Source organism: uncultured Microbacterium sp. (assembly GCF_947488465.1).
In the GTDB taxonomy this organism is placed as follows: Bacteria; Actinomycetota; Actinomycetes; order Actinomycetales; family Microbacteriaceae; genus Microbacterium.
Genome location: NZ_CANKZA010000002.1, coordinates 352,245 through 369,067, shown reverse-complemented (window position 1 = coordinate 369,067; position 16,823 = coordinate 352,245). Strand labels below are relative to the sequence as shown.

Below are 16,823 nucleotides of genomic sequence, written 5' to 3'. Positions count from 1 at the left end.
CGTGACGTCCTCTCCATCCGCGTGCTGTCGCGGATCGGTCGTTGTTTGTCGAGCGCGGAGTCTCCGCGCCCCCGGCGAGTGATGAGCTCGCCTGGTCTTATGGGTCCTCAGACCGTGGTCGGGATACGGCTGACCGAGCCCGCGGCATCCTGTGTGTCGCGCGCCGTCTTCGCCTTCGCGACGCGGCGACTGCGGTCGCCGCTGCCGAGCGCGGAGGTCAGGCGGTCGAGGATCATCGCGATGATGACGATCGAGATCCCCGCTTCGAAAGCGAGCCCGACGTTGATCCGGCCGAGCGCGCGGACGATCTCGCCGCCGAGCCCCCCGGCGCCGACCATGCCCGCGATGACAGCCATCGACAGGCTCAGCATGATGACCTGGTTGATGCCGGCCATGATCGAGGGAAGCGCGAGGGGGATCTGGATCTGCCGCAGCACGCGCGCCGGCGAAGCGCCGAAGGCGAAGCCCGCCTCGACGACTTCACTGTCGACCCCGCGGATGCCGAGCTCGGTGAGGCGCACGCCCGGCGCGAGCGCGAACATGATCGTGGCGATCATGCCGGGAACGGCGCCGACCCCGAAGAAGAAGATCGCGGGGATCAGGTAGACGAACGCGGGCATGGTCTGCAGGAGGTCGAGGATCGGCCGGACGACGCGCGAAACCCGATCGCTGCGTGCGGCCCAGATACCCACCGGGACGGCGATGAGGATCGCCACGACGGCGGCGACCAGCACGAGCGCGAGGGTGTCCATCGCGTTCTCCCACTGATCGACCCCGACGATCACGAGGAGGCCGAGCGCGGTGCCGAGAGCGAGCTTCCATCCGCGCACGACGAACGCGAGGGCAGCGAACAGCGCGATGATGATCCAGAACGGCGGGGACATGAGCACCCAGCCGAGGCCTTCGTACACGCCCTCGAGGGCGGTCGAAATGAGATCGAAGAACCCGCCGAGAGTGTCGCCGAGGAAGTCGACGATGGCTTCGGCCCACTCGCCGACCGGAATGCGGAAGAAGTCCATCAGCGCACGCTCCCTTCGGTGGCGGCGGAGTCCGGCAGGGCGACGCCCTCGGTGGCGGCATCCACGAGCGGCGTGAACTGCGCGACCATGTCGATCGGACTCTGGATGATCGGCATCTCGCGGGTGGTGGCCGGCACGTTGCCGAGCGCGGCGAGAAGCGTGACGCGGGGGATGACGCCGAGCAGGCGCCGGTTCTCGTCGACCACCGCGAGGGGCACCGTGGCTTCGACGGCGGTTTCGACGATGTCGGTGAGGAGATCGTCGGGGCCGACCGTCGGCACATGCGCGTCGACGATCTGGCGCAGATCGGTCTGGCCGCTCTTCACCGCTCGGATGACCGCACGATCGGTGACGACGCCCACGAGGCGGCGGTTCTCGACGGCGAAGACCGACCCGACCTGCTGGGCCCGGAGCGTGCGAAGCGCGCCGCGCACCCCGGCGCTGACCGGCGTGGTCTGGTGCGGCGGCTCCATGACGGATCCCGCGGTCAGCACCCGCGCCCGGTCGACGTCCTGCACGAACTGCGCGACGTAGTCGTTCGCCGGGTCCGTGAGGATCTCTTCAGGTGTGCCGTTCTGCACGATGCGTCCGTCACGCATGACGGCGATGCGGTCGCCCAGGAACATGGCTTCGTTGAGGTCGTGCGTGATGAAGACGATCGTGCGGCCGAGTTCGCGCTGCAGCTCGACGAGCTGCTCCTGCATCTCGCGGCGGATGAGCGGGTCCAGCGCCGAGAAGGCCTCGTCCATCAGCAGGATGTCGGTGCCGGCGGTCAGGGCGCGGGCGATGCCCACGCGCTGACGCATGCCGCCGGAGAGCTCGTCGGGCATTGCCTGGGCGCGATCGCCCAGGCCCACGCGGTCGAGGATCTCCTGAGCGCGGGCCCGGCGCTCGCTTTTGCCGACCCCCTGGATTTCCAGGGCGTAGGCGGCGTTGTCGAGCACGGTGAGGTGCGGGAGAAGCGCGAAGTGCTGGAAGACCATCGACACCGACTCGCGGCGGATGGTGCGCAGCTCGGCGGGCGAGGCCGCGGCGACGCTGCGTCCGCCGATGACGACATCGCCGTCCGTGGGCGTCAGCAGTCCGTTGAGCATGCGGATGATCGTGGACTTCCCCGACCCGGACAGGCCCATGATCACGAAGATCTCGCCGGGCTGAACGGTGAAGCTCGCATCGATCACGGCCGCGGTGCCCGCGTCGGCCGTCTCGGCACGGGATTGGCCGGCACGGAGGCGCGACACGGCATCCTTCGGATTTCGTCCGAAGACTTTGAACAGGTTCTTCGCTTCGAGAGCGGGGGCAAGAGTCACAGCAGACCTCGGCGACCGCAGAGCGATCGCATCCGTCGCGCCCGGGTGACAGCCTCGAGTGCACAGGTGTGCACGACGACAGACATCGGGACTGCCGGAAACGGGCCGCCGACCGTACGACCATCGGTCTGATGAGCGTGCATCACCGGCGGTCGCGGACTGGTCGAGTGGGCCCGCCACGCGGAGGGCCGTCTCCACAGTTCCACCGCTGGCGAATCGTCGCAAATTTGCGTCGGTGCGTGCCACGCGTTATCACGCGCGCGCCTTGGCGACGGATGCTTGACAGACATCCGGTTCAGTGGTTCATTAGTCATGTAACTAACTCACTCACTTTGGAGGCACGGTGATCGAAGAAGGCAAGGCGCTCTTCGTCCAGATCGCGGAGCGCGTCGAGGAATCGATTCTCGACGGAAGCCTCTCTGAAGACACGCGAGCGCCGTCGACCAACGAACTCGCCGCTTTTTACCGCATCAACCCGGCTACGGCCGCGAAGGGAGTGAACATGCTCGTCGACAAAGGCGTGCTCGTCAAAAGGCGGGGCATCGGCATGTTCGTCGCCGAGGGCGCCCGCGCCCACCTCCTCACCGAACGGCGCGCCGCGTTCGCCGATCGGTTCATCCAGCCACTCCTGGCCGAAGCCCGCAACCTCGGCCTCGGCCCCGACGACCTGGCACGGCTCGTCCTCGAGCGCGCCGCAGCATCCGACCACACGGAAAGGACCACATCATGACCGCCGTCATCGAGGTGGAGAACCTGACGAAGCTCTATCGCGACACGCTCGCGCTCGACAACGTCTCGTTCTCGATCGAACCGAACACGATCTACGGCCTCCTCGGCCGCAACGGCGCCGGGAAGACGACGATCATGTCGATCCTCACCGCGCAGAACTTCGCCACCTCCGGGCGGGTCCGCGTCTTCGGTGAAGCACCCTACGAAAACGCCCGGGTGCTCAGCCGACTCTGCTTCGTGCGAGAGAGTCAGCGGTATCCCGATGACGCGCAGCCCCGGCACGCACTGCGAATGGCGAGCATGTTCTTCCCGAACTGGGATCAGGGCCTCGCCGACCGCCTCGTCGAGGAGTTCCATCTGCCGATGAAACGCCGGATCAAGAAGCTCTCCCGGGGCCAGCTCTCGGCGGTCGGGGTCATCATCGGTCTCGCCTCGCGCGCCGAGATCACGTTCTTCGACGAGCCCTACCTCGGTCTCGATGCCGTCGCGCGGCAGATCTTCTACGACCGGTTGCTCGAGGACTACGCCGAACACCCCCGCACGATCGTGCTGTCCAGCCACCTCATCGATGAAGTGTCGAACCTGCTCGAGCGCGTGCTCGTGGTCGACGACGGTCGCATCGTCATGGATGAGGAGACCGACAGCATCCGTGACCGTGCCGCGAACATCGTCGGCGACGCATCCGCCGTCGAGGCCTTCATCGCGGGGCGCGAGGTGATCCACCGCGAGACTCTCGGCCACGTCGCCTCGGTCACCGTCCTCGGAACACTCACTCCCGCCGATCGCGCGGCGATCAGCGCCGCAGGACTGGACGTGACCCCGGTGTCTCTGCAGCAACTCATCGTCCGCACGACCCAGCACAGCCTCCACACGGAAGGAGCGGTCCGATGACCCGGATCCTGAACGTCACCCGCATGCAGTTCGTCAACAAGTCCACGTTCGTGTGGATACCGCTGATCATCCTCGGCGCCACCTTCCTCATGTCGGTCATCATTTTCGCGCTGATCCCCTACGACGGTGCGAAGTACGGCGGCGGGAGCCAAGCCCCGATCTGGTACTTCTTCGCCGTCGGAATCATGGCGCTGAGCTACACGTTCCCGTTCTCGCAGGCACTCAGCATCACGAGGCGCGACTTCTTCTTCGGCACGATGCTCGCCGCGCTCATCACCTCGATTCTGCTGGGCGTGATCTTCGTCGTCGGCGGGCTCCTGGAGCGAGCCACCGACGGATGGTGGGGGGTGAACGGGTACTTCTTCTCCCTCGATTGGGTCTGGCAATCCGGTCCGCTGCTGGCCGGGGTGTTCTTCGCCGTCGTGTCGCTGTTGCTGTTCGTGATCGGATTCTGGGGGTCGACGATCTACCGCCGGTTCGGGGCGATCGGTCTGACTCTCACGCTGGTCACCCTCGGCCTCGTGCTGATCGCGGGCCTGTGGATCGTGTCCCAGGTCGCCGCGTGGGCCGAGGTCGGTGCCTGGCTGGCCGCCCTCACGATTCCGACGCTCATCGGGTGGATCCTGCTGGCGATCGGCGTCTTCGGAGCGGTGTCGTACGCAACGCTCCGCCGCGCGATCCCGTGACCGACGACGCGTCGCGGCCGGGTCAGTACGACTCGGCCGCGGCCGTGTGGTGGCGGATGACTTCAGCCACCACGAAGTTGAACCACTTCTCGGCGAACTCGGGATCGAGATCCGCGTCGAGCGCCAGGCGGCGAAGTCGTGCGATCTGGTGTTCTTCTCGTGACGGGTCGGATGCCGGCATCCCGTGCTCAGCCTTCAGGACCCCGACCTGCTTCGTGCAGCGGAATCGCTCGGCAAGCAGGAAGATCAGCGCGGCGTCGACGTTGTCGATGCTGGCACGCAGGTTCTGAAGTTGAGCAGTGGCGTCGGTCATTGTTCCTCCCGAGCCGAGGCTACAGCCCTACAGTGTGAACATGACCGAGGCCTCCCGCCGCTCCCTGTCCCGTCGGGCGAAGAAGTCTGCTACGGCGACACCCGCTCCCCCGGCATCGCCGAATCCTGTCGCCACCGGACCCGCGCCCGTCGAAGCACCGTTGGAGCGCACGTTCTGGACGCACCTGAACCGCCCGTTCGGCGTCGGCTTCCTCCTGACCGCCGGTGCCCTCCTCGCGATCGGCCTGGGCGCCGCCGTGACGAGTCTCGCGACCATCTGGATCTACATCGCCTTCGCCCTTTTCGCCGCACTCGGACTCGATCCCGTCGTCCGTAGCCTCCAGCGGCGCCACGTGCCGCGGACCTGGGGCATCGTCATCGTCTACTCCGTGTTCACCCTCCTCTTGGTGGGCGTGATGTGGCTCGTCGTGCCGACGGTGATCCGCCAGATCGCGCAGTTCCTCGACAGCATCCCCACGATGATCGCCGACTTCCAGAACACGGATGCCTACGCGTGGCTGCGCGACCAGTTCGGCGACCAGGTACCGGTCTGGCTCGATCAGTTGCAGGCCTTCATCACCAATCCGAACAACATCGCGACCATCGGCGGCGGTGTTCTCCAGGTCGGCGTCGGGATCGCGACGACGATCTCCGGGATCATCATCATCATCGTGCTGAGCCTGTATTTCCTTGCCTCGCTCGACCAGATGAAATCAGCGTTCTACCGGCTCGCGCCCGCGCGCAATCGGGAGTTCGTCGGCGAGATGACCGAGGAGATCACCGGCTCGGTCGGCTCCTATCTCATGGGGATGGTGGTCCTCGCGTTCTTCAACTCGGTGATCACCTTCATCCTCTACTCGATTCTCGGGCTGCCGTTCCCGCTGTTACTCGCCGTCGTCGCATTCTGCCTGACGATCATCCCGCTCGTCGGTACCGTGATCTTCTGGATCGTCGGCACGGTCGTCGCTCTGTTCTCCAGCCCGATCGCGGCGTTGGTCTTCGGAGTGCTCTATCTGATCTACATGCAGCTCGAGGCATACGTTCTGACACCCAAGGTGATGAACAAGGCGATCGCGGTCCCGGGGTCGCTCGTGGTGATCGGCGCGCTCGTCGGCGGGACGCTCATGGGACTGCTCGGTGCGCTCGTCGCGATTCCGGTGACGGCCTCGATCCTTCTCATCATCAAGAAGGTGTTCATCCCCCGCCAAGACGCCAAGCTCTGACCGCGACCCGCCGGTCCTCAGCGATCGGCGAGCAGCTGGGTGGGTGAAGGAGCGGTCACGCGGTGTCGCACCCGGCCGGGGATTCCGGTGCGTTCGTCGATCGCGAGCGAGGCGATCTCGTGCGACCGTTCGCCGGCGACGAGCAAGGTGTGGCGGGCGATCACGTGGTGACGCGGCCATTCGACACCCGACTCGACAAGTGCCGTCGTGGCCAGGGCATTCCCGTCGCCACCCACCCGGAGCGTCGCGATCGTGTCGCTTCCCCTCACGCCCACGAGGACGAACCGCGCATCGCGCGTGAGGGCGATCTCGGCCGGGAAGTCGCTGCCCGGAGTCGTTCCGATGAGGGGTGCGCCACCGACGAGTGACCAGGCGCCGTCCTGCTCGGGTCGCACGACGAAGACCTCTGCGGAGTGCTCCGTCACGACGAACAGGTGTCCGCTCGGGTGCCACACGCAGTGACGCGGTCCCGCGCCCTGCGGCAACACCACGCGGGCTCGCTCCCGCAGCCGCCCCCCACGGGCATCCCACACGCGCACCTGATCGAGACCGAGGTCGACGCTCACGAGTCCCGACGGGGTGAAAGATGCCTCGTGCGCGTGCGAGGGCCGAGCGCCGTCGGAGGCGACCGCGGGGGCCGGGACGGTATTGCGTTCGGACAGCAGCGCGACGAGCGCGTCCATCGCCGACCGCTCACGTGGGGGGTACTCCGGGGCGGCGGCGAGCGCGAACGACGGCTCCCCACTCCGACCGTAGGGATCGTGCGCCGCTTCTGCGGTCACGGTGCGACCGAGGGCGCCGCGGCCGTCCAGGTCGATGCGGACGACCCGGCCGTCGTCGTAGCACGATGCGACGAGCCACCCGCCGTCCGGAGAGACGGCGATGTGGCACACGGCGCTGCCCGCGGCGACTGCCCCGCCGAGCGGCAGGAACGATGCCTCACCGGCCCGCAGGAACGCACGGACGGTCCCGGCGGCTGCCATCGCGGCGTACAGAACCGGAAGCGTGGGGTGCCACGCGAGCCAGGACGGCGATCCATCGGTCGCGACCACGCGGGCGTACGAGAGCTGCCCGCCGGCGAGGACATCGTCGGCGGCGCCGGCGTGCAGCACGCCGATCCCGTCTGCCTCGCCGCCCTTGTCGGCGGTGTACCCGCCGACAAAGAACCGCATCAGTCGACGAGGTCGTGCCGGACGATCACGGCGTCGCGCGAAGCGCCGACACCGATCACCGAGATCCGGGTGCCGCTCATGGCTTCGAGCGCGAGAACGTAGTCCTGAGCTTCGAGTGGGAGGTCTTCGAAGGTGCGGGCGCCGGAGATGTCGTCTTTCCACCCCGGGAAGTACTCGAGGATCGGGGTCGCGTGGTGGAAGTCGCTCTGGTTGACCGGCACCTCGTCGAAGCGTTCCCCGTCGACGTCGTAGGCGACGCACACGGGAATCTGATCGAGGCCCGTGAGGATGTCGAGCTTGGTCATCACGAGGTCGGTGATGCCGTTGATGCGGGTCGCATAGCGCGTGATCGGAGCGTCGTACCAGCCGACCCGGCGCGGGCGGCCGGTCGTCGTCCCGAACTCGAACCCGCGCTTGCGAAGCCAGTCACCCTGCTCGTCGAACAGCTCGGTCGGGAACGGTCCCGAACCGACCCGCGTCGTGTAGGCCTTCACGATCCCGACGATGCGGTCGAGGCGGTTGGGTCCGACCCCGGCGCCGGTCGACGCTCCCCCGGCCGTCGCGGACGACGACGTCACGAACGGGTAGGTGCCGTGGTCGACGTCGAGCATGGTGGCCTGGCCACCCTCGAAGACGACGACATCGCCGGCATCCAGCGCATCATTCAGCAACAGCGAGGTGTCGGCGACCATCGGTCGCACCCGCTCGGCGTACGACAGCAGGTCGTCGACGATCTCATCGACCGTGATCGAGCGGCGGTTGAAGACCTTCACCAGCAGGTGGTTTTTCTGGTCGAGGGCGCCCTCGACCTTCTGGCGCAGGATGTTCTCGTCGAACAGGTCCTGGATCCGGATGCCGACCCGGTTGATCTTGTCGGCGTACGTCGGACCGATGCCGCGGCCCGTGGTGCCGATCATGCGCTTGCCCAGGAAGCGCTCGGTGACCTTGTCGAGCGTGCGGTGGTACTGCGTGATGACGTGCGCGTTGGCGCTGATGCGCAGGCGCGACGTGTCGAGGCCCCGGGCGTTGAGCGCCTCGAGCTCGGCGAAGAGCACCTCGAGATCGACGACGACGCCGTTGCCGATGACCGCGTTGACACCCGGCGAGAGGATGCCGGACGGCAGAAGGTGCAGCGCATACTTCTCGTCACCGATGACGACCGTGTGTCCGGCGTTGTTGCCGCCGTTGAACTTCACGACCCAGTCGGTGCGCTCTCCGAGGAGGTCAGTGGCTTTCCCCTTGCCCTCGTCTCCCCATTGGACGCCGATGATGACGATGCCTGGCATGGATCTCTCCCCCGCTGTTCGGACGGTTACACCCCATCCTACCGACCTGGGCTCCGCGACCCGCGAGCGGATAGTGTTCCGACGAGCGCACTCGGACATGGGCCACGGCGTGGTCGGTCTGGATCGGTCGCCGCCGCCGTGCGAAGCTGGGGTGATGAAGCTCGCCGAAGCACTCGCGGAGCGCGCCGCCCTCGCCACCCGGCTCTCCCAGCTCGCCCAGCGCGCAGCGCAGCACGCGCGCGTGCAGGAGGGGGAGCCGCCCGTCGAAGACCCCACCGCGCTGCTGTCCGAGCACGACCGTGTCGCCGAACGCCTCGCCGACCTCATCACGCGGATCAACCGCACGAACCTCGAGGCGACCCTCGCCGACGGCGCGACGCTCACCGATGCATTGGCCCGCCGCGACGTTCTCCGGCTGCGGGTGCAGGCCTACACGCAGGCGGCGGATGCCGGGGCCGCCCGCGGCGACCGCTACAGCCAGTCCGAGATCCGCTACGTCGCGGCGATCGACGTCGCCGCCGTCCGCGCGCGTGCCGACGCCCTCGCGAAGGAATGGCGAGAGCTCGACATCCGCATCCAGGAGGCCAACTGGCAGAGCGAACTGATCTGACGCCGGCGTGCAGTCGGTAGTCCGAGAGTGCGAGCGCACACCCCACGCCGCCGGGGGCAATCGGCGGCTCTGCAGGACCGACGAGCCGGTCCACCGGAAGATCCCGGTCACGGCGCATGCTCGGCACGGCGCACACACGCACGCGGCATCCTGCACATCTCATCACCACGCGCTGGCTCACGGACGAGGGTGGGACAGGGGACCCGCCGGCGTCGGATCCGTCTCGCAGGCGGACCGTAGGCTGTCGGCATGCGCTCACGATTGCTCTCCGTCGCGGCTGCGGTCGGTCTTCTGCTCACCCTGACCGCCTGCGCGGGACAGCCGGCGTCCGAGGAGTCGGCGCCCGGAGCCCGAGGGTGCGAGTACACCGAAGCCCCCGGTGGGGTGCGCGACGTCGACGTTCCGCCGTCCGAGCCGGCCCGGTCCGGTGACGTGACCGCGACGCTGCAGACCTCCGCCGGCGACATCACCCTCGCCCTGGATGCCGATCGGACACCCTGCACCGTCGGGAGCTTCGTCTCCCTCGCCGAGCAGGGCTACTTCGACGGCACCACGTGCCATCGACTCACCGTCGAGGGCATCTTCGTGCTGCAGTGCGGCGATCCTTCCGCCACCGGCATGGGCGGACCCGGCTATCGGTACGCCGACGAGCTCGACGGGACCGAGACGTATCCGGCAGGCACGCTGGCGATGGCCAACGCCGGCCCCGACACCAATGGGTCGCAGTTCTTCCTCGTCTACGAGGGCACCCAGCTTCCCCCCGCGTACACGGTCTTCGGGATGATGGATGCCGCCGGCATCGATCTCGTGCGAGCCGTCGCCGCCGCGGGCGTCGGCCCCGACGGCGTCGCTCCGGCATCCCCCGTCGACATCACCGCCGTGACTCTGGGCTGACCCACGCCCCCACACCGCGCGAGCCGACAAGATGCGCGCGAGCCGGCACCGTATGCGCGCGCGGATCCTGTCGGTCCGCACCGATCGTGTCGGATCGGCGGGGATGCGGCGCTCGGTAGACTTGGCCCCATGTCGAAGGTCCTTCAGTCCCTGCCCGTCGGCGAGCGCGTCGGCATCGCCTTCTCGGGAGGCCTTGACACCTCCGTCGCGGTCGCGTGGATGCGTGACAAAGGGGCGATCCCCTTCACCTACACCGGTGACCTCGGTCAGTACGACGAGGACGACATCGCGTCGATCCCGGGGCGTGCGCTGCAGTACGGCGCCGAGGCCTCGCGTCTGATCGACTGCAAGCCGCTCATGGTGGAAGAAGGGCTCGTCGCCCTCGCGTGCGGCGCATTCCACATCCGTTCCGGCGGGCGCACCTACTTCAACACGACCCCGATCGGCCGCGCCGTCACCGGCACACTGCTCGTGCGCGCCATGAAGGAAGACGGCGTCGACATCTGGGGCGACGGATCGACCTACAAGGGCAACGACATCGAGCGGTTCTACCGCTACGGACTGCTCGCGAACCCCGCGCTGCGCATTTACAAGCCGTGGCTCGACGCGGACTTCGTCACCGAGCTGGGCGGCCGCACCGAGATGAGCGAGTGGCTCCTAGCGCACGACTTCCCCTACCGCGACTCCGTCGAGAAGGCCTATTCGACCGACGCGAACATCTGGGGCGCGACGCACGAAGCCAAGACACTCGAGCACCTCAACGTCTCGCTCGAGGTCGTCGACCCGATCATGGGGGTGCGGTTCTGGGACCCGGCCGTCGAGATCGAGACCGAAGACGTCACGATCACGTTCGAGGCGGGGCGCCCGGTCGCGCTCAACGGCGTCGCCTACCCAGACGCGGTGGCCCTCGTCATGGAGGCCAACGCCATCGGCGGCCGCCACGGTCTCGGCATGAGCGACCAGATCGAGAACCGCATCATCGAGGCGAAGTCGCGCGGCATCTACGAAGCGCCCGGCATGGCGCTGCTGTTCATCGCCTACGAGCGGCTGGTCAACGGCATCCTGAACGAAGACACCCTCGCGACCTACCACGAGCAGGGACGCCGCCTGGGACGACTCATGTACGAGGGCCGTTGGCTCGAGCCGCAGTCGTTCATGCTGCGCGAGTCGATCCAGCGCTGGGTGGGCTCGGTGGTCTCCGGCTCGGTCACGCTGCGCCTGCGCCGCGGCGAGGACTACACGATCCTCGACACGACCTCCCCGAACCTCTCCTACGGCCCCGAGAAGCTGTCGATGGAACGCGTCGGCGACGCCGCGTTCGGGCCCACCGACCGCATCGGGCAGCTCACGATGCGGAACCTCGACATCGCCGACTCGCGCGCGCGCCTCGAGCAGTACGCGGGCCTCGGCCTCATCGGCGGGGCGACGGCAGAACTCGTCGGCGAGCTCGCGAGCGGAGAGTCGCGCGAGATCATCGAGCACGCCGAGCAGGCGGATGCCGCAGACGAAGCCCTCGCCGACGCCGTCGAGGCGGCATCGGAGTCGGCGATGTTCGACTTCGGCGCCGACTGATCGCCGACCGCCCCCGAACCGGAAGCGGCGCATCACGCGCAAAACTCCTCATCACAACTTGCACACCGGTGTGCAGATTAGATGTACCCTAGGTCGGTGCGCAAGAGTTTCCAAGTCTTCCGGCGTGATGTCACGCGGATCTTCCGCGCGCGCCGGACGTGGGTCATCGTGCTCGGCGTGCTGCTCACCCCGGCGCTCTACGCCTGGTTCAACATCACCGCGTTCTGGGATCCTTACGCCAACACCGGCAACATCGGCGTCGCCGTCGTCAACCTCGACGAGGGCGCCCGCTCCGACCTGACCGGCCCCATCGACGTCGGCGCGCAGGTCGTCGACCAGCTGCATGACGACCACCAGCTCGGCTGGGAGTTCATGAGCGAAGACGAGGCGCGTGAGGCCGTGCACTCGGGTGCGGTCTATGCCGCGATCGTCATTCCGCGAAGCTTCAGCTCCGACCTGCTCAGCATCACGACGGGCACCTTCACCCAGCCCGCGCTGACCTACTACGTCAACGAGAAGGCCAGCGCGATCGCCCCGAAGATCACCGACGTCGGCGCCGCGGGAGTGAACGACAAGATCAGCAGCGCGTTCATCGAGCAGGTCGCCGAGGCGGCGACGACCGAGCTGAAGGATGCCGGCGACGACGTGCAGTTGAAGCTGCTGAACGCCAAGAACGACGGCCTGAACGCGTTCGACCAGGCCTCCGCCCAGGTCGCCTCGGCCCGCCAGAGCATCACCGACATGAAGGGCGGGCTCGAACGCTCGCGCGGTTCGCTGAGGGGTGCGCAGTCGACCCTGTCCGACGTCGACACCACCCTCGGCGACGTGCAGACCGCGCTCGGCCAGGCGCAGACGATCATCGCGCAGGCGCAGCGCGACGTGCTCTCGTTCACCGACGCCGCCACCTCCGCCTACGTGCAGGGCGCGACGCTGCTGGCGGACGCCTCGGCGCAGGCGCACATCTCGGTCACCCAGGTCACGCAGACCCTCGGTCAGGCCTCGGCCCGCATCGACACCGCGATCGACGACGTCACCGCCGTCGCCGACGCCCACGCGGCGGCGATCGCGCAGCTGCAGACGCTCCTCGATCAGGGCGGACTCGACCCCGCCGTCGCCCAGCAGCTGCAGCAGGTGCTGACGGCCCTCGAGCAGCAGAACCAGGCCGACCAGCAGCTCCTCGCCGACCTGAAGGCGATGAACGACGACACCGCCTCGGCGGTGCAGGCCGTGCAGAAGACGGCGGATGCCGTGAACACGGCCGTCCAGGGCGCGCAGGCCTCGGCGACCGGCCTGCGCGACGCGCTCACCCAATCGATCCCCGCGCTGACGAGCGCGATGGCGACGCTGTCGGCGAGCGCCGGAGGCTTCTCCGCCGCCATCGACGCCCAGCGCGCGCAGCTCACGCAGTCGGCCGACCTCCTCTCTGGTCTCGACACCCAGCTCGTCGCCACCGGGGCGGCGCTCGACAGCCTCGACGGCACCCTCGCGGGCATCCAGACCGGGCTCGGCGATGCCCGCACCGACGTGCTCGCCCTCGGCTCGGCCTCGGCGTGGAACACCCTCGGCACCGTCACCGGCCTCGACCCGCAGCAGATCGCTCAGTTCATCACGACCCCGGTCGACGTCGCCGAGCACGCCGTGTTCCCGGTCTCCTCGTACGGGTCGGCGATGGCGGCCCTCTTCACGAACCTCTCGCTGTGGATCGGCGCGTTCGTGATGATGGTCATCTTCAAGGTCGAGGTCGACACCGAGGGCGTCGCCCCGATCCGCGTCGGCGAGGCCTATGTCGGGCGCTTCCTGCTGTTCGCCTCGCTCGGGGTGCTGCAGGCGATCGTCGTGTGCGTCGGCGACCTCATCATCGGCGTGCAGACGGCGAGCGCGGTCGCGTTCGTCGGCACGGGCATCCTCATCTCGCTCGCCTACGTCAGCATCATCTACGCGCTGTGCGTGGCGTTCGGCCATGTCGGGCGGGGCCTGTGCGTGCTGCTCGTGATCATGCAGATCCCGGGCGCCTCGGGGCTCTATCCGATCGAGCTGATGCCGCAGTTCTTCCGCAACATCTACCCGTTCCTGCCGTTCACGTACGGTATCGACGCGATGCGCGAGACGATCGCCGGCTTCTACGGGGCACACTGGTGGCGCTTCATGGGCGCGCTCGCCATCTTCGTGGTGCTGGCCTGGATCGTGGGTCTCGTGCTGCGCCGTCGCCTGGCATACCTCAACCGTCTCTTCAACCGCGAGGTGATCGCGACAGATCTCCTCATCGGCGAGGACGTGCAGGTCGTCGGCCGCGGCCACCGCCTCACCGACGTGATCCACGCCCTCGCCGACCGCGGCGAGTTCCGCAACCGGCTCGACCGCCGCGCACGACCGTTCGTCGAGCGCTACCCGACCCTCCTGCGGATCGCCCTGCTGGCGGGCCTCGCGGGCATGGTCGTGCTCGGCCTCATCGCCTGGCTCCTGCACGAGCAGAGCGCGACGCTCCTCTTCCTCTGGATGCTGTGGTGCCTCATCGTCATCGCCTTCCTCGTCGTGCTCGAATACGTGAGCCACAGCTTCGAGGCCGCCGCCGAGCTCGCCGGCATGGGCGACGCGGAGCTGCGCCGCGCGATGCGCGACGACGGCGTGGCGACCGGCACGGCGACGGTGGTGGACACCGCAGAGGTGGATGCCTCCGCTGTGGATGCCCCGGAGACGGATGCCCCCGCGACGGATGTCTCTGAGACGAGCGAGTCCGCCGAGTCCGACGCGTCCGCGCAGTCCGACGAGCCGGACGGCGCCGTGCTCACCCGCCTGTTCAGCCCGGCCGAAGCCGGCGCGGACGCCGTCGCGACGACGGAGCCCACCACCGAAACCGCCGACCCCACCCACACCGACGAACCCACCGACACCCCCGAGACCCGGCGCGAAGGAGGCGAGCAGGCATGAGAGGCATCCTGCATCTGATCCGCCGCGACCTGCGGCACTCGGTGATGAACGTCATGGCGATCATCGTGATGTTCGGGCTCGTGGTGATCCCGTCGCTGTTCACGTGGTTCAACGTGCTCGCCAGCTGGGACCCGTTCGGCAACACGAAGAACCTCACCGTCGCGGTCGCCTCGACCGACGAGGGGTACCAGAGCGACCTCGTGCCGATCCGCGTGAACGTCGGCGAGCAGGTGCTCTCGCAGCTGCGCGCGAACGATCAGCTCAACTGGGTGATCACCTCGGAGGACGACGCGATCGACGGCACCAAGTCGGGCCGGTACTACGCGGCGATCGTGCTGCCGCCCACGTTCAGCGCCGACATGCTGACGTTCTACGCCGACGGCGCCCAGCGCACCGAGCTGGCCTACTACACCAACGAGAAGAAGAACGCCCTCGCCCCGAAGATCACCGGCCAGGGCGCCGAGGGGGTCTCGGCGCAGATCAGCTCGGTGTTCACCGAAACGCTCAGCGATGTCGCTCTGAGCCTCATCTCCTCACTGTCGGACTACCTGACCGACGCCGACACCCAGGCGGCGCTCGCCCGCGTCGAAGCCCGCGTCGGGTCGCTCGCGACACAGCTGCGCGCCGGCGCGCAGACCGCCGACATGTTCCAGACGCTCGTCCAGGGCACGATCCCGCTCGCGCAGAGCGCCTCGGCTCTCGTCTCGGGCGCGGGCGACGCGTTCGGCGACGCCTCCGACGCCGCGGGCAGCGGCGCGGGCGCCGCCCGGCAGCTGGGCGAGACGCTGCAGTCGGCGACGGGCGCGGTCGCCGACGCCCTCCGCACGACGGCGCAGGGATACGCCGCCGTCGGGACGAGCGTCGACGACCTCTACACGCAGGTCGGCAACCTCACGGGCAGCCAGGCCGACGCGCTCACCACCATCGCCGCGCGGGTGCAGAAGCAGATCGACGACGCGGCCGCTCTCCGCACGACGCTCGTCGACGACGTGCGGCCGCAGCTGCCCCCGGCGGCGCAGCCGGCGCTCGACGACGTGGTCGCCCAGCTCGACCGTGCGATCGCCCGCCAGCAGGCCGTGCACGACTCGCTCGCACAGGCCGCGGCCGACATCACCGCGGGGAACGCCGACGCCCAGGCATCCCATCAGAAGGTGAAGGACCTCATCGCGCAGGCGCAGCAGGCGATCGCGCAGGCGGAGGACTCGTACACGGGCACCCTGAAGCCGCAGCTGGATGCCTTGGGCGACACCCTCTCCGTCATCGACGACGACATCTCGGCGGTGCGCGGCGACCTCGCGCAGGCGGCGTCGGGGCTCTCCGGGGCATCCGATTCGATCGTCGGCGCGCTGCAGGGCGCCGAGCAGGTGACGGGGCGGCTCAGCACGGCCCTCACCGACGCCGCGGCGAAGTTCGACGCCGTGCAGCAGGCGATCGCGAACGCGGCGAAGACCGGCGACCTCGCCGGGCTCAGCGAGATCATCGGGTCGGACCCGAGCGTGCTGGCCACCTCGCTCGCCGAGCCGGTGCGCGTCGACCGGGTCGAGGTGTTCCCCGTGGTGAGCTTCGGCGCGGGCATGGCGCCGCTGTACATCGTGCTGGCCCTCTGGGTCGGGGCGCTCCTCATGACCGTCGCGATCCGCGTCGACGTGAGCCGCGACGCGCTGCCCGACGAGCCCGAGCTGTCGTCGACGCAGAAGTACCTCGGCCGGTACGGCATCTTCGCCGTGACCGGGCTCGCGCAGTCGACCCTCGTGATCCTGGGTCTGATCCTGTTCGTGCGGATCGAGCCCGCGCATCCGTTCCTGCTGCTTCTGGCGGGGTGGGTGACCTCGCTCGTGTTCACGCTCATCATCTACACGTTCGTCGTCGCGTTCGGCAATGCCGGCAAGGCGCTCGCGGTGCTGCTGCTCGTGATCCAGATCTCCGGATCGGGAGGTGCGTATCCGCTGCAGCTGCTGCCGGCGTGGTTCCAGAACGTCAGCCCGTTCCTGCCGGCGACGCACGCGATCTCGGCGATGCGCTCGGCGATCGCGGGCACGTACGGCGCCGACTTCTGGATCTCGATCGGGCTCCTCCTCGCCTTCCTCGTGCCGACGCTGCTGCTCGGGCTCGTGCTGCGGCGGCCGCTCATCTCGTTCAACCGAGGTCTCGTCGATGCGATGGCCTCGACGAAGCTCATGTGAGGAATGCC

The 16,823-nt window shown here is 68.4% G+C and carries 14 protein-coding genes; 9 read left to right on the top strand and 5 right to left on the bottom strand.

Annotated features, from left to right (window positions below; all coding sequences use genetic code 11):
* Nucleotides 1-107: 107 nt before the first annotated feature.
* Nucleotides 108-1,019 carry an ABC transporter permease subunit gene (locus tag Q0653_RS06825; RefSeq protein ID WP_298943688.1) on the bottom strand — a complete coding sequence of 304 codons (912 nt, stop codon included), beginning with the start codon at nucleotides 1,017-1,019 and terminating at the stop codon, nucleotides 108-110.
* Nucleotides 1,019-2,329, bottom strand: coding sequence for a glycine betaine/L-proline ABC transporter ATP-binding protein (locus Q0653_RS06820; protein ID WP_298943686.1), 1,311 nt, complete (start codon nucleotides 2,327-2,329; stop codon nucleotides 1,019-1,021). Before Q0653_RS06820 ends, Q0653_RS06825 begins: the two co-directional genes overlap by 1 nt.
* A gap of 343 nt (nucleotides 2,330-2,672) precedes the next feature.
* Here Q0653_RS06820 and Q0653_RS06815 point away from each other — a divergent pair, with 343 nt between their 5' ends.
* From Q0653_RS06815 to Q0653_RS06805, 3 genes are read left to right on the top strand one after another with little or no spacing between them, the layout of a single operon-like run.
* Nucleotides 2,673-3,059, top strand: coding sequence for a GntR family transcriptional regulator (locus tag Q0653_RS06815; protein WP_298742940.1), 387 nt, complete (start codon nucleotides 2,673-2,675; stop codon nucleotides 3,057-3,059).
* Entirely contained in the window at nucleotides 3,056-3,949 is an 894-nt protein-coding gene (locus Q0653_RS06810; protein WP_298943685.1) for an ABC transporter ATP-binding protein, read from the top strand. The genes Q0653_RS06815 and Q0653_RS06810 overlap by 4 nt, the downstream gene beginning before the upstream one ends.
* Nucleotides 3,946-4,635 carry a hypothetical protein gene (locus Q0653_RS06805; RefSeq protein WP_298943684.1) on the top strand — a complete coding sequence of 230 codons (690 nt, stop codon included), beginning with the start codon at nucleotides 3,946-3,948 and terminating at the stop codon, nucleotides 4,633-4,635. Before Q0653_RS06810 ends, Q0653_RS06805 begins: the two co-directional genes overlap by 4 nt.
* Before the next feature lie 22 nt (nucleotides 4,636-4,657).
* Here Q0653_RS06805 and Q0653_RS06800 read toward each other — a convergent pair whose 3' ends face one another.
* Nucleotides 4,658-4,948, bottom strand: a complete 291-nt coding sequence (locus tag Q0653_RS06800; protein WP_298742934.1) for a chorismate mutase — start codon at nucleotides 4,946-4,948, stop codon at nucleotides 4,658-4,660.
* Nucleotides 4,949-4,988: 40 nt separating this feature from the next.
* On the opposite strand from Q0653_RS06800, the gene Q0653_RS06795 reads away from it, so the two are divergent.
* The gene (locus Q0653_RS06795) at nucleotides 4,989-6,170 is read left to right on the top strand and encodes an AI-2E family transporter (RefSeq protein ID WP_298943683.1); all 1,182 of its coding nucleotides are present in this window, start codon (nucleotides 4,989-4,991) and stop codon (nucleotides 6,168-6,170) included.
* A 17-nt stretch (nucleotides 6,171-6,187) separates the two neighbouring features.
* Here the strand turns inward: Q0653_RS06795 and Q0653_RS06790 are convergent, their stop codons facing one another.
* Nucleotides 6,188-7,342, bottom strand: coding sequence for a beta-propeller fold lactonase family protein (locus Q0653_RS06790; protein WP_298943681.1), 1,155 nt, complete (start codon nucleotides 7,340-7,342; stop codon nucleotides 6,188-6,190).
* Nucleotides 7,342-8,628, bottom strand: a complete 1,287-nt coding sequence (locus Q0653_RS06785) for an adenylosuccinate synthase (RefSeq protein WP_298943679.1) — start codon at nucleotides 8,626-8,628, stop codon at nucleotides 7,342-7,344. Before Q0653_RS06785 ends, Q0653_RS06790 begins: the two co-directional genes overlap by 1 nt.
* Nucleotides 8,629-8,782: 154 nt before the next feature.
* Here Q0653_RS06785 and Q0653_RS06780 point away from each other — a divergent pair, with 154 nt between their 5' ends.
* The 5 genes from Q0653_RS06780 to Q0653_RS06760 all read left to right on the top strand — a co-directional run bounded on the left by Q0653_RS06780 (nucleotide 8,783) and on the right by Q0653_RS06760 (nucleotide 16,815).
* Nucleotides 8,783-9,238 carry a DIP1984 family protein gene (locus Q0653_RS06780; protein ID WP_196323580.1) on the top strand — a complete coding sequence of 152 codons (456 nt, stop codon included), beginning with the start codon at nucleotides 8,783-8,785 and terminating at the stop codon, nucleotides 9,236-9,238.
* A gap of 249 nt (nucleotides 9,239-9,487) precedes the next feature.
* A complete protein-coding gene (locus tag Q0653_RS06775; RefSeq protein ID WP_196323579.1) occupies nucleotides 9,488-10,132 on the top strand; it encodes a peptidylprolyl isomerase in 645 nt (214 codons plus the stop codon).
* A 129-nt stretch (nucleotides 10,133-10,261) separates the two neighbouring features.
* Nucleotides 10,262-11,704, top strand: coding sequence for an argininosuccinate synthase (gene argG / locus Q0653_RS06770; RefSeq protein WP_298943675.1), 1,443 nt, complete (start codon nucleotides 10,262-10,264; stop codon nucleotides 11,702-11,704).
* Nucleotides 11,705-11,800: 96 nt separating this feature from the next.
* A complete protein-coding gene (locus Q0653_RS06765) occupies nucleotides 11,801-14,632 on the top strand; it encodes a YhgE/Pip domain-containing protein (protein WP_298943673.1) in 2,832 nt (943 codons plus the stop codon).
* Nucleotides 14,629-16,815 (top strand): YhgE/Pip domain-containing protein, encoded by a 2,187-nt coding sequence (locus Q0653_RS06760; RefSeq protein WP_298943671.1) that lies wholly within the window; start codon nucleotides 14,629-14,631, stop codon nucleotides 16,813-16,815. The genes Q0653_RS06765 and Q0653_RS06760 overlap by 4 nt, the downstream gene beginning before the upstream one ends.
* Nucleotides 16,816-16,823: the final 8 nt, after the last annotated feature.